The sequence below is a fragment of the Vibrio sp. S9_S30 genome, assembly GCF_014694455.1.
In the GTDB taxonomy this organism is placed as follows: Bacteria; Pseudomonadota; Gammaproteobacteria; order Enterobacterales; family Vibrionaceae; genus Vibrio.
The window spans coordinates 202,981-219,119 of sequence record NZ_JAAUWT010000007.1 but is presented as its reverse complement, the minus strand read 5'-3'; the positions used below and the strand labels follow the sequence as shown (position 1 = coordinate 219,119).

Below are 16,139 nucleotides of genomic sequence, written 5' to 3'. Positions count from 1 at the left end.
GTAAAGCTCATAATCCGGCTAAAAAATCGGCAGAAGAGCGAAAGTGAGGTGACAAACCTTTGCCACAACAGGCATTTATGGATTACAGTGAATTAGATTTCGAAAAACACACAAGAAGGGAAACCTAATGAACAAGACCCAACTCATCGACTTCATCGCAGAAAAAGCTGATCTCTCTAAAGCACAAGCAAAAACAGCTCTTGAAGCGACTCTTGGTGGAGTAACTGAAGCTCTTAAAGAGGGTGACCAGGTTCAACTTATCGGTTTTGGTACATTCAAAGTAAACCATCGTGCAGCTCGTACTGGTCGCAACCCTAAGACTGGCGACGAGATTCAAATTGCAGCAGCGAATGTTCCGGCATTTGTCGCTGGTAAAGCACTGAAAGAGTCAGTGAACTAATTTATACTACGCCGAGTTTTTACTCGGCGTAGTTATTTTATGAAGCGATACTTTTACGCACCTCTGTTATTCGCCACGCTAGTTGGTTGCTCTTCAAGTTCTAACATACCCCAAGCAAACCAGTATGCTTCTTATTCTGGTGGGCAATCTATAGGGGATTCCAAAAGCTTTTATTGGTTTACCAAAAGGCTAGGCAGCGCCTATTCGGCAGCTGATTATGTGACGTCTGGAGATTATGGCTACTACCGTACAGACTACGCTTGGCAAGGGGATGTGCTCCGTGAGTTGATTCGAGAAGGTTATCGAACCAATGACGAGCAAGAGCTCGTGCCTTATCGTGTCCATTTACGATTTAGTGCTTCTGGTGAGGCCGTTTACCAACAGCTTCGGTTGGATGGTAAAGTTTTGCCTATTCCTGAGAAGCAAATCGAACGCTATCAGCAAGAAGCCATTTTGGTTGTGGAAACAACGGAAGCCCAAGACAAAGATAACTTAGAACTTATCCAAGGGTATTGGGATGGGAAAACGTTTGAAGCCTGTGATGGTAGGGAGTACGAGAAATTAGCTTTCAATCAGATACTTCCCAGCTTCGTGGTTAATCGTTTGTCGACCGTCGATAGCTACGTTGCGTTTATTGGTAAAAAAGAGCTTAAGACGCTTTCTGTGAATGATTTGCTGATGTTGTCGGAAGATAACCAGGATTGCATTACACGCCCATCGTTTATCGAGCAGAATTAAGTAATAACTTATTGTGTTTCTTATCCAGCGTTGAGGTTAAGGACACTCAAAACGAACAGACAAAAAAGGCACTCAATGAGTGCCTTTTTTGATTTATACACGCGTGAAGCGTTATTTTTCTTGCTCACGAGCAATCGCTCGATAACCAATGTCGCTGCGGTGGAAGACACCTTCCCAGCGAATCTGTTTTGCCAGTTCGTAAGCACGTTGTTGTGCTTCTGATACGCTATTGCCTAGGGCGGTTGCACAAAGGACGCGACCACCGTTTGTGACGATATCGCCATCTTTGTTCGCCGTACCAGCGTGGAATACTTTCTCGCCTTCAACTTCTTGTTGAGGAAGACCAGAAATTACATCCCCTTTGTTGTATGCAGCTGGGTAACCACCCGCGGCTAGCACAATACCGATGGAGGCACGTGGATCCCATTTCGATTCCACTTGATCCAGTTTCTCATCAATTGCCGCCAAACATAGCTCTACAAGATCCGATTCCATGCGCATCATGATAGGTTGAGTTTCAGGGTCGCCAAAGCGGCAGTTGTACTCAATCACTTTTGGTGTGCCGTCTTTGTCGATCATCAACCCAGCGTATAAGAAGCCAGTGTACGGGTGACCCTCAGAAGCCATGCCATTCACGGTAGGGTAAATCACCTCCTCCATGATACGGTTGTGGATTGCCTGAGTGACAACTGGTGCAGGCGAGTATGCGCCCATACCACCTGTGTTTGGGCCAGTATCTTTATCGCCCACACGTTTATGATCTTGGCTGGTGGCCATGGGCAGAACGTTTTTACCATCGACCATCACAATGAAGCTGGCTTCTTCGCCCTCTAGGAACTCTTCGATCACCACTCGGCTGCCCGCTTCACCGAACGCGTTGTCAGCCAACATATCTTTAATGGCGTCTTCCGCTTCTTGCAATGTCATGGCGACGATAACGCCTTTACCTGCCGCGAGGCCATCGGCTTTAACAACAATCGGTGCGCCTTGTTCACGAACGTAAGCTAATGCCGAATCAATTTCTGTAAAGTTGGCGTAAGCACCGGTCGGAATAGCGTGACGCGCTAAGAAGTCTTTTGTGAACGCTTTAGAACCCTCAAGTTGAGCTGCCGCTTCTGTCGGACCAAAGATCGGTAAGCCAGCGGCTCGGAAGGCATCCACCACACCGATAACCAATGGTGCCTCAGGGCCCACAATGGTCAGTTCAATGGACTTTTCTTTGGCAAACGCGACAAGTGCTTCAATGTCTTCTACACCGATAGCGACGTTTTCGAGTTTAGGTTCAAGCGCTGTCCCTGCATTGCCAGGTGCAACGAAGACAGTCTCTACATTTGGATTCTGTGCTGCTTTCCAGCCTAGTGCATGTTCACGACCGCCAGCACCGATGATCAATACGTTCATGTTGTAATCCTTAAGTAATACATTCACAAAAGCCCCTCATAATAGAGAGGCTTAATCTGGTTTATTCGCTGGGAGAACCCAATCGATTAATGGCGGAAATGGCGCATTCCTGTAAAGATCATTGCCATGCCGTGTTCATCGGCTGCGGCAATCACTTCATCATCACGCATTGAACCGCCCGGTTGAATCACACACTTGATGCCCGCTTCTGCGGCTGCGTCGATACCGTCGCGGAATGGGAAGAACGCATCCGATGCCATAACACAGCCTTCAACTTGTAGACCTTCGTCTGCCGCTTTGATGCCAGCAATTTTCGCAGAGTAAACGCGGCTCATTTGGCCTGCACCAACACCAATAGTCATGTCACCTTTCGAGTATACGATGGCATTAGATTTCACATACTTCGCCACTTTCCAGCAGAACAGTGCGTCTTTTAGCTCTTCCGCTGTTGGCTGACGTTTCGAGACTACTTTTAGGTCATCTTGAGCAACCATGCCTTGGTCACGATCTTGAACCAGAAGACCACCATTAACGCGTTTCACGTCGAAGCCAGATGTTTTCGCTGTCCATTCACCACACTCAAGTAGGCGTACGTTCTTTTTCGTCGCAACCACTTCAACCGCTTCTGCTGATACAGAAGGGGCAATGATAACTTCAACGAATTGACGCTCAACAATCGCGGACGCAGTAGCTGCATCGAGCTCTTGGTTGAACGCAATAATGCCACCAAATGCGGATGTTGGGTCTGTTTGGTAAGCGCGGTTGTACGCTTCTAGGATGTCTTTACCCAGTGCGACACCGCATGGGTTAGCGTGTTTCACGATCACACAAGCAGGCTCGTCGAACTCTTTCACACACTCCAGTGCCGCGTCAGTGTCAGCGATGTTGTTGTAAGACAGTGCTTTACCTTGAATTTGGCGGGCGGTTGAAACCGATGCTTCTTCTGGGTTCGCTTCAACGTAGAATGCGGCGGCTTGGTGGCTGTTCTCACCGTAGCGCATGTCTTGTTTCTTCTCGAACTGCTGATTGAATGTGCGAGGGAACTTACTTTCTTCATCAGCCTTCTTTCCTTCTTCATCAAGTAAAGAGGCACCGTAAGATGGAACCATAGTACCGAAGTAGTTGGCGATCATGCCGTCGTAAGACGCTGTGTGTTCGAACGCTGCGATAGCTAGGTCGAAGCGAGTCTCTAGCGTTAGAGATTTCTCGTTAGCGTCCATTTCAGCGATAACGCGATCGTAGTCGTGTGCGTTCACTACAATCGTTACGTCTTTGTGGTTTTTCGCTGCAGAACGAACCATGGTTGGACCACCGATATCGATGTTCTCAACAGCGTCAGCTAGCGTGCAACCTTCTTTCGCGACAGTTTCTGCGAATGGGTATAGGTTAACCACAACCATATCGATGGGGTTAATACCATGTGTTTCCATGATGGCATCGTCTTGACCACGACGACCCAGTACCCCACCGTGAACTTTAGGGTGAAGTGTTTTAACGCGACCGTCCATCATCTCAGGGAATCCAGTGTAATCGGATACTTCGGTTACAGAGATGCCTTGTTCGGCAAGCAGGCGGGCAGTACCACCAGTAGACAGGATATCAACACCACGGTCGGCAAGAGATTGTGCAAACTCAACGATACCGGTTTTGTCTGATACGCTGATAAGAGCGCGGCGAATAGGGCGAGCGTTATTCATTGCTTCCATCTTCCTCAAATTCACAGAGTAGTTAGATTAAAGATATTTGCCAAAAATGTACTTGCTCTTATGCTCATTAAAGATAAATAGAATTATTATTCATTCAGTCATGCCATGATTAAGAGGCATGAGAGCAAAGATATTGACCAGTTTTGGTAAAGACCTTTGATTGGTCGATGTATTCATTTCAACTCAAAATTTGATGGCGCGTATTCTAACTAAATTATGACAAAAAAGCTCGCGCAATCGTTTGGTGTCACAAAAATAATTAGGAAAATCCGTTTTTGACACCAAAATCGCAACAATAAGGTTAAAAAAGCATGTTTCAGATTGGTGAGCTAGCCAAAAGGTGTGAAGTCAGCACCGACACATTACGTTTCTACGAAAAGAATCAGTTGATATCGCCTGCAGGACGAAGTGAGTCCGGTTATCGACTTTATGATGGAGAAAACCAAAAACAGGTTCAGTTTATCCTTAAATCTAAGGCGCTTGGGTTGAGTTTGGGCGAAATTCGTGAACTTTTAGACATTAAGCTCGAAGCGACCGAGCACAGTTGTGCTGAAGTCAAGTCGATCACGTCGGCGAAATTGACTCTTATCGATGAAAAAATTCACGAGTTAACTCGAATTCGTCGAGCATTAAAGAAAATCAATGATGCGTGCTGTGGTCACGTAGATGACAATGCCAGTCATTGCTCAATACTGGAGGCATTAGCTGGGGAGGAAGTACAGGAATCTAGTGTTTGTTGTGATGATCGATAATAAGTCTCTTTGAGTTAGGTCATGGACTTATTCGGCATAAAAATGGGCAGCTTACGGGCTGCCCATTGTGTGATAGATAACAAAGACGCCACGGATGCGTGGCGCTTTGATGTGTACAATCCATTAAACCTTGAAGTGGCGGATGATGCTTTCGAGCTCTTGACCATTACTCATCAGCACTTTACTCGCTTGCGCGACCTGCGTTGCTTGGGTTGTCGACTGGTCGCTGTTCTCTGAAATGATAATCAAGTTCTTACTGATTTCTTCCGTAGCTAATGTCTGCTGGGCACTGGAGTCTGCTATCTGCTGGTTCAGTTCCAGAATATGGGTGATTTGATGCCCTATTTCTGCCAGTGTCTCTCTTGCTTTTTTCGCTTGCTCATGAGTGGCATTGGATTGAACCTGCGTTTTTTCCATTGCGGAGGTGACCGTTTTCGCTCTGGCTTGCAGATTTCCTACAATTTGCTCTATCTCATCGGTGCTTGCCTGAGTGCGAGTGGCTAAGGTTCGAACTTCATCAGCAACAACAGCAAAGCCCCGTCCTTGTTCTCCTGCACGAGCCGCTTCAATGGCGGCATTGAGTGCCAATAAGTTAGTTTGTTCAGCAATGCCTCGAATCACATCCAGTACGGTACTCACTGTTTCGGAATCCTGAGCGAGTTGAAGGGTACTTTTCTCTGTTTCCGTTAATAGGTCAGACAGTGAGCTCATGTGATTTGTCGCACTGTCGATGACATTCACCCCTTGCTCACCCAGCTGAGCGGCTTGTTGCGCAGCATCGGCGGCAGATGAGGCTGACGTAGCAACTTCTTGGTTACTGGCATGGAGTTCGTTCATTGCTGATGCCACGGTATCGACGGATTGATGTTGCTCTCCTGCCTTAATAGATGCGTTCGACGCAACTTGATTTAGTTGCGTTGCTGCACTGGTGATCCCTTGGCTTACTGGGACCATATCGGTGACAATAGAGCGTATTTTCTTGGTAAATAGATTGAATGCGGTTGCAATATGGCTGAGTTCATCTTTACCTTCAGAAGGCAATTCTTTGGTGAGATCACCATCTCCTTCGGCAATGTCATTAAGTGCCTCTTCGGTTTTAGCACAGGGGGTGGTAATGCTGTAGCCAAACCAAGTTGCAATCAACGCCATAGCAAATAAACAGCCAATAATAATCATAATGATTGACTGTGCACGATCCCAAAATAGTGCGTCCACGTCGTCAATGTATACCCCGCTTCCGACAATCCAACCCCATGGTTTATGGAGTTTTACATAAGACATTTTTTCTATATCGATATCTGACCCAGGTTTAGGCCACATATAATTGACGAACCCACCACCATTGTTTTGTTTTACCTCGTTAACAAACTCAATGAACAGTAATTTGCCGGTGGGATCTTTAACACCGGATAAATCTTTACCGTTGAGCGCAGGTTTAATTGGGTGATTGATCATATAAGGTCGGGTGTCATTAACCCAAAAGTAGTCGTTGTTCTCGTACCTTAATCCGTTAAGAACCGACTTTGCTTGGCTTTGCGCCTCTTCTTTTGAGAGAGTGCCATTTTGTTCAAGCTGGTAGAAATGATTAATGACACTGTATGCGGTTTCAACTAAATGTCGAGTTTTTACCTGCTTAGCGGTAAGCAGATCTGCGTGATAGGCATATTTTATATAAATAAGTGGCGCTAACATCAGTAACGCAATAGTGAGCGTCATGATGTATAGCCGCGATTTGATGGATACGGAGCGCAAGCTAATTCCATTCATAGCGACAATCCTTTGTTAATTGGTTCATTCTTGACGTGTTATTCTTAATTTTTATCAAGTTGTACATTGTTCGTCACACGCAGCTAGCGTGCTCAAAGTTTAAGGTAACCTTTAATTAACCTTAAAAAGGTGAGCTAGATAGATAAATTAAACCAAAGATGCGCAAAACCATTTAATTCAGTGCAATTTCGAATAAAAATTCAGTAATTACTTATAAAGAAAAATTTAGCGTGAGCCGATTTGTGAATTCTTTGAGCTTTATTTGAATTTAAGGTGAGGGTTTGATGAAAGAAAAAGCCCTGACCAATGATCAGGGCTTTAAAGCTCGGTAGAAAACGGATCTGCGATCAGTTCATGCCGTATTTTTTAAGTTTTTTACGAAGCGTGCCGCGGTTGATACCCATCATAGTGGCTGCGCGTGTTTGGTTACCACGAGTGTATTGCATGATGGTGTCTAGTAGTGGCTGCTCTACTTCTGCCAATACTAATTCGTACAGGTCGTTGACTTCCTGGCCATTAAGTTGAGCAAGGTAGTTTTTAAGAGACGCTTTTACTGAGTCACGTAATGGCTTCTGAGTGATCTGGTCTTGTGAGGTCACTGTAGTTACTGTCAATGCTTCGGAAGTCAGATTTTGTTCGAACATATTCGGTCTAGCTCTTTTCTGTAATTATGATGCAACGTTATCAAAATAACCTTCTAGCGCGTCCAGTTGCAGCGGAGCTGCTTCTATGGCGTTGAAGGTACGGCGAAACTCACTTGCTTGCTCATGTTCTTTTAAGTACCAGCCAACGTGCTTACGCACGATTCTAGGACCTAAAAACTCCCCATAAAATTCATGAAGTGCCTTCACATGACCAAGCATAATGTCCTTCACCTCCGATATCGGAAGGGAAGCCATCGTGCTGCCGTTTTCCAAATAGTAGTGGATTTCCTGAAAAATCCATGGACGACCCTGGGCAGGGCGACCTATCATCAAAGCGTCCGCACCAGTGTATTCCAGTACGAATTTGGCTTTTTCCGGGCTATCGATATCACCGTTAGCAATAACCGGTATGGAAACCGCCTCTTTAGCCGCTTTGATGCTTTCATATTCTGCCTCGCCTTTGTACATACAAGCCCGAGTTCGCCCATGTAGAGCAAGAGCTTGTATGCCGCAGTCTTCGGCCATTTTAGCAATTTGAACACAGTTCTTATTGTCTGTGTTCCAGCCTGTGCGGGTTTTCAATGTTACGGGAACATTAACGGCATTCACGACAGCGGTCAGTATCTTTTCGATAATGTCCGGATGCTGAAGTAATGCTGAGCCGGCAAGCTTCTTGTTCACTTTCTTAGCAGGGCAACCCATATTGATATCGATAATTTGTGCGCCATTATCGACATTATATTGGGCGGCTTCTGCCATCTGCTGGGGATCTGCCCCTGCAATTTGTACCGAACGAATGCCCGATTCGCCTTCATGTACCATGCGTTGTTGGGATTTCGCTGTTTTCCATACTTTGGGATTTGACGACATCATTTCACTGATGGCTAGGCCCGCACCGTATCGTAGACATAACTCTCGAAAGGGTCTATCGGTGACCCCTGCCATAGGAGCGACGATAAGATTGTTCTTAAGTTGATAGTTTCCGATCTTCAAAACAGCATTACAGTTCTATACCAGCAAGGGCGCGCATTTTACGCATTTTTTCGCAAAGAGAAAAGCTTAATTTTTGAGCATTTACAATTTGTTTTTAAAATGCCTAAATTTCAGTCAATTAGAATGCGAGCGCTGATTTTCTCTTGCATTTAGGCATTTTTCTTGCCCGAGATTCGACACCATTCTGATTGTTCCACAATCGGATCGATGTTCAGTTCATCACGGTAATAGTTTGCAACGTCTTCGGCTTGAGTATCGAGCACACCAGACATGGCCAGTAAACCCTCTGGTTTTATCAGCCCTTTGATGACGCTTGACAATTCACGCAATGGACCTGCAAGAATATTCGCGACGACCACATCAGCAAGTAAGCCTTCTGGTTGATCCTGAGGCAAGAACAATTCTAGCTGCTGATCAACGCCATTTCGCTGCGCGTTGGCTCGGGATGCCTGAATGGCCTGTGGATCGATGTCAATGCCGATCACTTTGCTTGCCCCCAGCTTTATCGCGGCGATGGCTAGAATGCCAGAACCGCAGCCAAAGTCGATAACCGTTTTCCCTTCGAGATCAATACCTTCAAGCCATTCAAGGCAGAGCGAAGTGGTTGGGTGTGTCCCAGTGCCGAATGCAAGACCTGGATCGAGCATGACATTCACGGCGTTTGGATCGGGAATATCACGCCAACTTGGGCAAATCCACAACCGCTTGCCAAATTGCATGGGGTGGAAATTTTCCATCCATTCTCGTTCCCAATCTTTGTCTTCAAGTTGTTCGACTTTGTGAGCAAATCCGTCTTCTAACAGGCCGCTTGCGGTTATTTGACTCAATACTGTCTTAGTATCGACTTCTGCGTCGTATAGCGCGACAACGTCTGTTTCGCCCCATAAGCGAGTTTCACCAGGAAGAGGTTCAAATACAGGGGTATCTTTGGCATCCAAAAAGGTGACGGATAATGCGCCCGTGTCTTCCATCAGCATATCGCCGATTTGTTCTGCGTTCTTGTCACTCGCATTGAGTTTGATTTGAATCCAGGGCATGGAATGCACCTTTTTTGTCGTGTTGAAATTGGATGTGGAGTCTAGCTGATTTGGATAAAAAAAACACTCCCCGGCATTTTCTCACGCACGGGGAGTGTTGTTTGTTTTTATCTGCGTGAACGCTTACTGAAGCCCGAGTTTCTTCTCAAGGTAGTGGATGTTTGCACCACCGTGTTGGAAATTCTCATCATTCATGATCATTTCTTGCAGAGACACATTGGTTTTGATGCCTTCAACGATCATTTCGCCCAATGCGTTCTTCATTCGAGCAATCGCGACATCACGGTTTTCACCAAAGGTGATCAGTTTACCAATCATGGAATCGTAATGAGGAGGGACTGTGTAACCGGTGTAAATGTGTGACTCCCAACGTACGCCCATACCGCCAGGTGCGTGGAAACGTTCCACTTTACCTGGAGAAGGTAAGAAGCGCTCTGGATCTTCGGCATTGATTCGGCATTCAATCGCATGACCGCTGATCTTGATGTCGTCTTGAGTGTAAGAAAGCGGCTGACCTGCAGCAACGCGAAGTTGCTCTTTGATAAGGTCGACGCCTGTGACCATTTCGGTGACTGGGTGTTCTACCTGAATACGAGTGTTCATTTCGATGAAGTAGAATTCGCCGTTTTCGTATAGGAACTCAAACGTACCCGCACCGCGGTAGCCAATTTCCAAACAAGCACGCGTACAACGCTCACCGATGTACTTACGCATTTCTGCCGTAATACCCGGTGCTGGTGCTTCTTCCACGACTTTTTGGTGACGACGTTGCATAGAACAGTCACGTTCGCCTAGGTGGATAGCGCCACCTTGACCGTCAGCAATCACCTGTACTTCAACGTGACGAGGGTTTTCTAGGAATTTCTCCATGTAAACGATGTCGTTATTGAAGGCGGCTTTTGCTTCCGCACGTGTCATGGCAATGGCTTCGACTAGCTCACTTTCACTGCGAACTACGCGCATACCGCGACCACCACCACCACCAGAGGCTTTGATGATCACTGGGTAACCAATGCGCTTCGCGTGCGCTTTGTTTTTCGATTGATCGTCATCTAAAGGACCATCCGAGCCTGGTACACAAGGTACGCCAGCTTTCTTCATTGCCGTGATAGCGGAAACTTTATCACCCATTATGCGGATGGTTTCGGCTTTAGGGCCCACAAAGATGAAGCCACTGCGCTCGACTTGTTCTGCGAAGTCGGCATTTTCAGACAGGAAACCATAACCAGGGTGGATAGCGACGGCTCCAGTTACTTCCGCTGCTGAGATGATACGCGGAATGTTCAGGTAGCTGTCGATGCCGCGCGCCGGACCGATACAGATGGATTCGTCTGCCAATAATACGTGTTTTAGGTCACGGTCAGCGGTTGAATGAACAGCGACCGTTTTAATTCCTAGTTCTTTACATGCGCGAAGGATGCGAAGTGCAATTTCACCTCGGTTCGCGATGACTAATTTGTCTAGCATATAATCAGCCTCGGTTATTCGATGATAACGAGTGGTTGGTCAAACTCAACAGGTTGACCGTCTTCCACTAGAATGGCTGTCACTACGCCAGATTTATCCGCTTCGATTTGGTTCATCATTTTCATCGCTTCAACGATGCAAAGGGTATCCCCCGCTTTAACGCTCTGACCGATTTCAATAAATGACTTCGAGTCTGGACTTGGAGAGCGGTAGAACGTACCAACCATTGGAGAAAGAACGTGGTGTCCGGCTGGTACGACTTCGGCAGGTGCTTCTACAGGTGCCGCTGGCGCTGCGACTGGAGCGGGTGCTGGAGCATGTGCCATTGGTGCCGCATATTGAATCGGAGCAGCAATAGGAGCAGGACCTGAACGACTGATTCGTACTGACTCTTCACCTTCAGAGATTTCAAGCTCTGCGATGCCAGACTCTTCCACTAACTCAATCAGCTTCTTAATTTTACGAATATCCATCTTATTTTCTCTTTCTCAAATTAGGTGACTCTCAAGTTTCGAGAGTGTTCTGTGTCATGTATTACTTATTTGACTGCCGGTATTACCCATTTGACTGCAGATAGTTGACCGCAGCAGTCAATGCGAATTGGTAACCTTGCGCGCCTAAACCACAAATTATTCCGACGGCTTTATCCGCAAGATAAGAATGATGGCGGAACGGTTCACGTGCGTGAACGTTGGATAGGTGCACTTCAATAAATGGAATGTCGACGCCCAGTAGCGCATCACGTAGAGCAACACTGGTGTGGGTAAACGCCGCTGGATTGATCACAATGAAATCCACATTTCCCATGGCAGCGTGAATGGCTTCAATCAGTTCGTATTCACGATTGGATTGCAGGTGCTGGATCTCAACATTTAGCGAGGTCGCTTGGTGCTCAAGATCATCAATGATCTGAGCGAGTGTTTTAGAGCCATAATGCGCCGGCTCTCGGAGACCCAAAAGATTAATATTAGGACCGTTTAGAACCAGAATGCGTGATTTTGTTGCCATTGTGAGGTTATCTTCCTTTAACTAGAGGTTAAAATTCGACATTCCAAATTTTATGAGCTGGTAATTAAATTTAGAGGTCTAAATTATCGTCTTGCTCAAATTAACTGTCGATTATAGACAATTCAGCGCAATTAGCAGCAAAATACTGGTCAAACCTCGATATCTTTATGTCAAAGAAAAGAAAATCTGTGAGGAAGATAAAGAATCTGGACCCACCGACGGGAGATAGTCGTGGTGAGCCCAGAAAACGGACTTAACCTAAGCTCTGTTATTCCGAGCCTAGGTTACTTGCTTGGGCGAGAAATCAGCCAGATAGGAAGCTGTGGTACTTTGGCAACGACGATGCCAATGAGTAAAGGCAATAGAAGCTGCTGTGATAGCTCAGAGAGGCGGCGGTCATTCACCCAAGCATCAAGCAGTAGCGCTACCACAGGGAACACGAGAAAGCAGAGTGATGCGGTGAAGGGCGCTGTCATCTGATTGAGCGAGAAGTACGCCACAATACCAATGAAGCTCGCGACCAGTCCGAGATAGACCACGGCATACATCGATTCGTCAGTGAATTGATGAATGTCGGGTTGTTCCATAAACAGCCCAGCAACCAATAATAATAACGCTGCGATACCAGAAGGCAGTGCGTTATAGGTCAGTACATGGATCCCCTTGGCGTGTTTCTGAGTGAGCACATACATAACGGCATGAATAAGTACGGCGCTGACCAGTGCAAGGATGCCAGCATTGTTATTACCCGTTCCTATCTCTAGTTCGCCCGATAGAATAAGACACAACGCAATCACGGCCATACCCAATCCAAACAGTTGGTGAACAGCAAGGCGCAGTGACAAGCTGATCATCGAAACGGCTAAGACCGCAATCGGCATATTGGCAAAAATGATAGAAGCGAGCCCAGACGAGATGTATTGCTCGCCGAGTATCATTAAGGTAAAGGGAATAGCGAAGTAAAATACGGCAACAGCCACCATGAACTTTCGTTGGCCTTTTGGGAAAAGCAAGGCTTTTTTCATCACGACTGTCACAGCGATCAATAAAGGAGCTGAGATCAGGAATCGAAGACCAGTCGCGGTAATGGGAGGAATGGTTTCAACCGCGATTTCCATTGCCATCCATGTTGTACCCCATATCAAACAAACGGCTACAAACGTTATGATGCACAGTAATTGTTTAGACATCGCATTAATCAGTTAGTGAGAAAGTACATCTATTCTATGCAAACATTAGGAGCGATAATTTCTCAATGTAGCACGACTTTTGCTGATAAAGAGAAAAGGATTTTCCAGCATTGAGGCTTTACGGAAAATTTTCCTTTTGTATCGATTTGGAGTAAAAAAACCAGGTCAAAAGACCTGGCGAAATAGTATAGGTGGAATGTAAGGTGAACCCGATTAAGACAGGTTCTGATTTTCTTCGATGAGCTTATTCACCACGCTTGGATCGGCAAGTGTCGAAGTATCGCCCAAGTTGCTGGTATCGCCTGTGGCGATTTTACGTAGAATTCGACGCATGATTTTACCCGAACGCGTTTTCGGTAAAGAATCTGTCCAGTGCAATACGTCTGGTGTGGCGATAGGACCAATTTCTTTCCGTACCCAGTCTTTCACTTCTTTATGAAGCTCGGCACTGGGTATTTCACCGTCGTTCAAGGTGATGTAGGCATAAATCGCCTGACCTTTAATGTCGTGCGGAACACCAACAATTGCCGCTTCTGCAATTTTGTCGAAGGCAACCAGTGCCGATTCAATTTCCGCGGTACCCATGCGGTGACCCGATACGTTCAGTACATCATCCACACGACCTGTGATCCAGTAATAGCCATCTTCGTCACGGCGAGCACCGTCACTGGTGAAGTACATGCCTTTAAATGTAGAGAAATAGGTTTGCTCAAAACGCTCATGATCGCCGTAGACAGTGCGCATTTGACCAGGCCAAGAGTCGAGAATCACAAGGTTGCCGTCGGCAGCCCCTTCAATGAGGTTACCTACGTTATCGACAAGCGCCGGTTGTACGCCAAAGAATGGGCGTGTTGCGGAGCCCGGTTTCAATGCCGTTGCACCAGGTAGCGGTGAAATCAAGATACCGCCTGTTTCTGTTTGCCACCACGTATCCACGATAGGGGATTTTTCATCACCGATGGTTTTGTAGTACCACTCCCATGCTTCTGGGTTAATCGGTTCACCAACAGAGCCCATGATGCGCAAGCTGCTGCGGTTTGTGCCTTCAATGGCGTCGTTGCCTTTTGCCATTAACGCACGGATAGCCGTTGGCGCAGTGTAAAGAATATTGACGTTGTGTTTGTCGACCACTTCGCTCATGCGGTTTGTTTTCGGGTAGTTTGGCACACCTTCAAATAAGATGGTTTTCGCACCGTTCGCAAGCGGTCCGTAAATAAGGTAGGTGTGGCCCGTAATCCAGCCTACGTCTGCGGTACACCAGAAGATTTCGCCTGGTTGGTAGTCGAATACGTATTTGAATGTCATTGTGGCGTAAACAAGGTAACCGCCAGTGGTGTGTAATACGCCTTTGGGTTTACCTGTGGAACCCGATGTATAAAGAATGAAAAGTGGGTCTTCGGCGTTCATTTCTTCCGGTGGGCAATCATCCGATACCGCAGCGGTTGCTTCGTGCCACCAAACATCGCGCTCCGCATCCCAAGCAACATCGCCACCTGTGCGTTTTAGAACCAAGACTTTTGAAATGCTGTTAACGTCAGGATTAGCCAATGCATCATCGACATTCTTTTTCAATGGAACCGCGCGGCCACCACGAACCCCTTCGTCTGCCGTTACCACGACTTTTGCGTTGGAATCCACAATGCGACCTGCCAAGGCTTCTGGGGAGAAACCACCAAATACCACCGTGTGAACCGCGCCAATACGGGTACACGCCAGCATGGCAACAGCGGCTTCTGGCACCATTGGCATGTACAAACAAACAACATCACCTTTCTTAACCCCTTGCTCTTTCAAGGCGTTAGAGAAACGGCAAACTTCTTTGTGCAGTTCATTGAAAGTCAGCGTCTTATCATCGGCAGGGTCATCCCCTTCCCAAATGATGGCCACTTCATCGCCACGCTCGGCGAGGTGGCGATCAATACAGTTCGCTGAAACGTTCAGCGTGCCATCTTCAAACCAGCGAATGTCGACGTGTCCGGTATCGAAAGACGTTTGCTTTACATTCGTGTAAGGCTTGATCCAATCGACGATTTTTCCGTGTTCGCCCCAAAAGCCCTCTGGGTCGCTGACAGATTGTTGGTACATCGCCAGATAAGTGTCGTTATCAGCGTGGGTCTTAGCTTTAATATGTTCTTTGACCGGATAAACGTGGGCTTCACTCATTGTTTTCTCCTTGTGAATTCAGCAAGTTCCATTATTTCCTAAATGATATGGAAATCGGTTGGTATTAACTCTCAGCTACCCCCCGTTTTTCTACAATTAGACTTTAGGATGATAAGGGGGCTTTTGCTTTTGTAAGCATCGGCTTACTTAGAAAAGTGAGAGGTGGATCAGAACTTTAATTGCAGAGCAAATTAACGCACATAAGCGGAGGTCAGAGCAGGGAGATCGCCGTATGTGAGCCGAACGTAAACTAATGCCGCTGAAATAGCATCTTGAAGTGCATCGTGTTTATTATCTTGTGGAGGGAGCCCCAAGTGCTTACAGATGGCGTCCAAACTGAGATCAAAGTAGGCGTTTGGCAGGTGGCGCTCAAGCTTTTTGTGATAGATCTGGCTGACTTCCAGTAAGGGGTTCGGTAGAGGAAAGCCTAAGTGGCGCTTACAGGCTAAATCAAGAATCGTCTTGTCGTAACGGATGTGATACCCCACCACAGGGCGATTGCCAATGAATGCGATTAACGCCTCTAGGGCTTCTTTTTCGCTCATGCCCCCCACAAGATCGCTATGGCGAATCTTGTGCACACAAACAGAATCCGCATTCAGAGATTGGGGCGCACGCAAACGAACATGGAACGGCTGGCTGGTAATGATGCGATTGCCAATGATTTTTGTGGCAGCAATCGTCACCAGTTCCGCTCGGTTAGGATCGAGGCTGGTGGTTTCACAATCGAGGGAAACAAACTCGGTGTCATGGGGCGCATCAAATAATGACTGATACGGGTTTCCCTTTAACTTTCTACGCCACCACCAGCGAAAGATTCTATTCATACGACCTCTTTGTCCGTTTAGTTACGTATCTGATTGAGTTACGTAC

The 16,139-nt window shown here is 46.7% G+C and carries 15 protein-coding genes; 3 read left to right on the top strand and 12 right to left on the bottom strand.

Translation table 11 applies throughout. The annotated features are described in order from the left end of the window. Positions 1–127: 127 nt before the first annotated feature. Positions 128–400 carry a nucleoid-associated protein HU-alpha gene (gene hupA / locus HC752_RS10925; RefSeq protein ID WP_190335152.1) on the top strand — a complete coding sequence of 91 codons (273 nt, stop codon included), beginning with the start codon at positions 128–130 and terminating at the stop codon, positions 398–400. Positions 401–439: 39 nt separating this feature from the next. Next, the gene (locus HC752_RS10920) at positions 440–1,138 is read left to right on the top strand and encodes a DUF1481 domain-containing protein (RefSeq protein ID WP_190335151.1); all 699 of its coding nucleotides are present in this window, start codon (positions 440–442) and stop codon (positions 1,136–1,138) included. A 111-nt stretch (positions 1,139–1,249) separates the two neighbouring features. Here the strand turns inward: HC752_RS10920 and purD are convergent, their stop codons facing one another. Both purD and purH read right to left on the bottom strand, forming a co-directional pair. Next, positions 1,250–2,539: a phosphoribosylamine--glycine ligase gene (purD, locus tag HC752_RS10915; RefSeq protein WP_190335150.1), complete on the bottom strand. Its 1,290-nt coding sequence runs from the start codon at positions 2,537–2,539 to the stop codon at positions 1,250–1,252. 86 nt (positions 2,540–2,625) lie between these two features. Further along, the gene (gene purH, locus HC752_RS10910; protein WP_190335149.1) at positions 2,626–4,236 is read right to left on the bottom strand and encodes a bifunctional phosphoribosylaminoimidazolecarboxamide formyltransferase/IMP cyclohydrolase; all 1,611 of its coding nucleotides are present in this window, start codon (positions 4,234–4,236) and stop codon (positions 2,626–2,628) included. A 320-nt stretch (positions 4,237–4,556) separates the two neighbouring features. On the opposite strand from purH, the gene zntR reads away from it, so the two are divergent. Beyond that, the gene (zntR, locus tag HC752_RS10905) at positions 4,557–4,997 is read left to right on the top strand and encodes a Zn(2+)-responsive transcriptional regulator (RefSeq protein ID WP_190335148.1); all 441 of its coding nucleotides are present in this window, start codon (positions 4,557–4,559) and stop codon (positions 4,995–4,997) included. A gap of 123 nt (positions 4,998–5,120) precedes the next feature. Here zntR and HC752_RS10900 read toward each other — a convergent pair whose 3' ends face one another. The 10 genes from HC752_RS10900 to HC752_RS10855 form a co-directional block, all read right to left on the bottom strand. Beyond that, positions 5,121–6,764 (bottom strand): methyl-accepting chemotaxis protein, encoded by a 1,644-nt coding sequence (locus tag HC752_RS10900; protein WP_190335147.1) that lies wholly within the window; start codon positions 6,762–6,764, stop codon positions 5,121–5,123. 347 nt (positions 6,765–7,111) lie between these two features. Beyond that, positions 7,112–7,408: a DNA-binding transcriptional regulator Fis gene (gene fis, locus HC752_RS10895; RefSeq protein ID WP_002542007.1), complete on the bottom strand. Its 297-nt coding sequence runs from the start codon at positions 7,406–7,408 to the stop codon at positions 7,112–7,114. Between the two features lie 24 nt (positions 7,409–7,432). Next, positions 7,433–8,401, bottom strand: coding sequence for a tRNA dihydrouridine synthase DusB (gene dusB / locus HC752_RS10890; protein ID WP_190335146.1), 969 nt, complete (start codon positions 8,399–8,401; stop codon positions 7,433–7,435). A 149-nt stretch (positions 8,402–8,550) separates the two neighbouring features. Continuing rightward, positions 8,551–9,438, bottom strand: coding sequence for a 50S ribosomal protein L11 methyltransferase (gene prmA, locus HC752_RS10885; protein WP_190335145.1), 888 nt, complete (start codon positions 9,436–9,438; stop codon positions 8,551–8,553). Positions 9,439–9,561: 123 nt separating this feature from the next. Further along, positions 9,562–10,905 carry an acetyl-CoA carboxylase biotin carboxylase subunit gene (gene accC, locus HC752_RS10880; protein ID WP_190335144.1) on the bottom strand — a complete coding sequence of 448 codons (1,344 nt, stop codon included), beginning with the start codon at positions 10,903–10,905 and terminating at the stop codon, positions 9,562–9,564. A gap of 14 nt (positions 10,906–10,919) precedes the next feature. Beyond that, positions 10,920–11,378 carry an acetyl-CoA carboxylase biotin carboxyl carrier protein gene (gene accB, locus HC752_RS10875; RefSeq protein WP_190335143.1) on the bottom strand — a complete coding sequence of 153 codons (459 nt, stop codon included), beginning with the start codon at positions 11,376–11,378 and terminating at the stop codon, positions 10,920–10,922. 82 nt (positions 11,379–11,460) lie between these two features. After that, positions 11,461–11,913, bottom strand: coding sequence for a type II 3-dehydroquinate dehydratase (aroQ, locus tag HC752_RS10870; RefSeq protein WP_190335142.1), 453 nt, complete (start codon positions 11,911–11,913; stop codon positions 11,461–11,463). A 284-nt stretch (positions 11,914–12,197) separates the two neighbouring features. Continuing rightward, positions 12,198–13,103, bottom strand: a complete 906-nt coding sequence (locus HC752_RS10865; RefSeq protein WP_190335141.1) for a DMT family transporter — start codon at positions 13,101–13,103, stop codon at positions 12,198–12,200. A gap of 213 nt (positions 13,104–13,316) precedes the next feature. After that, positions 13,317–15,266 carry an acetate--CoA ligase gene (acs, locus tag HC752_RS10860; RefSeq protein ID WP_190335140.1) on the bottom strand — a complete coding sequence of 650 codons (1,950 nt, stop codon included), beginning with the start codon at positions 15,264–15,266 and terminating at the stop codon, positions 13,317–13,319. Between the two features lie 191 nt (positions 15,267–15,457). Continuing rightward, positions 15,458–16,093, bottom strand: coding sequence for a 3'-5' exonuclease (locus tag HC752_RS10855; RefSeq protein ID WP_190335139.1), 636 nt, complete (start codon positions 16,091–16,093; stop codon positions 15,458–15,460). Positions 16,094–16,139 lie beyond the last annotated feature (46 nt).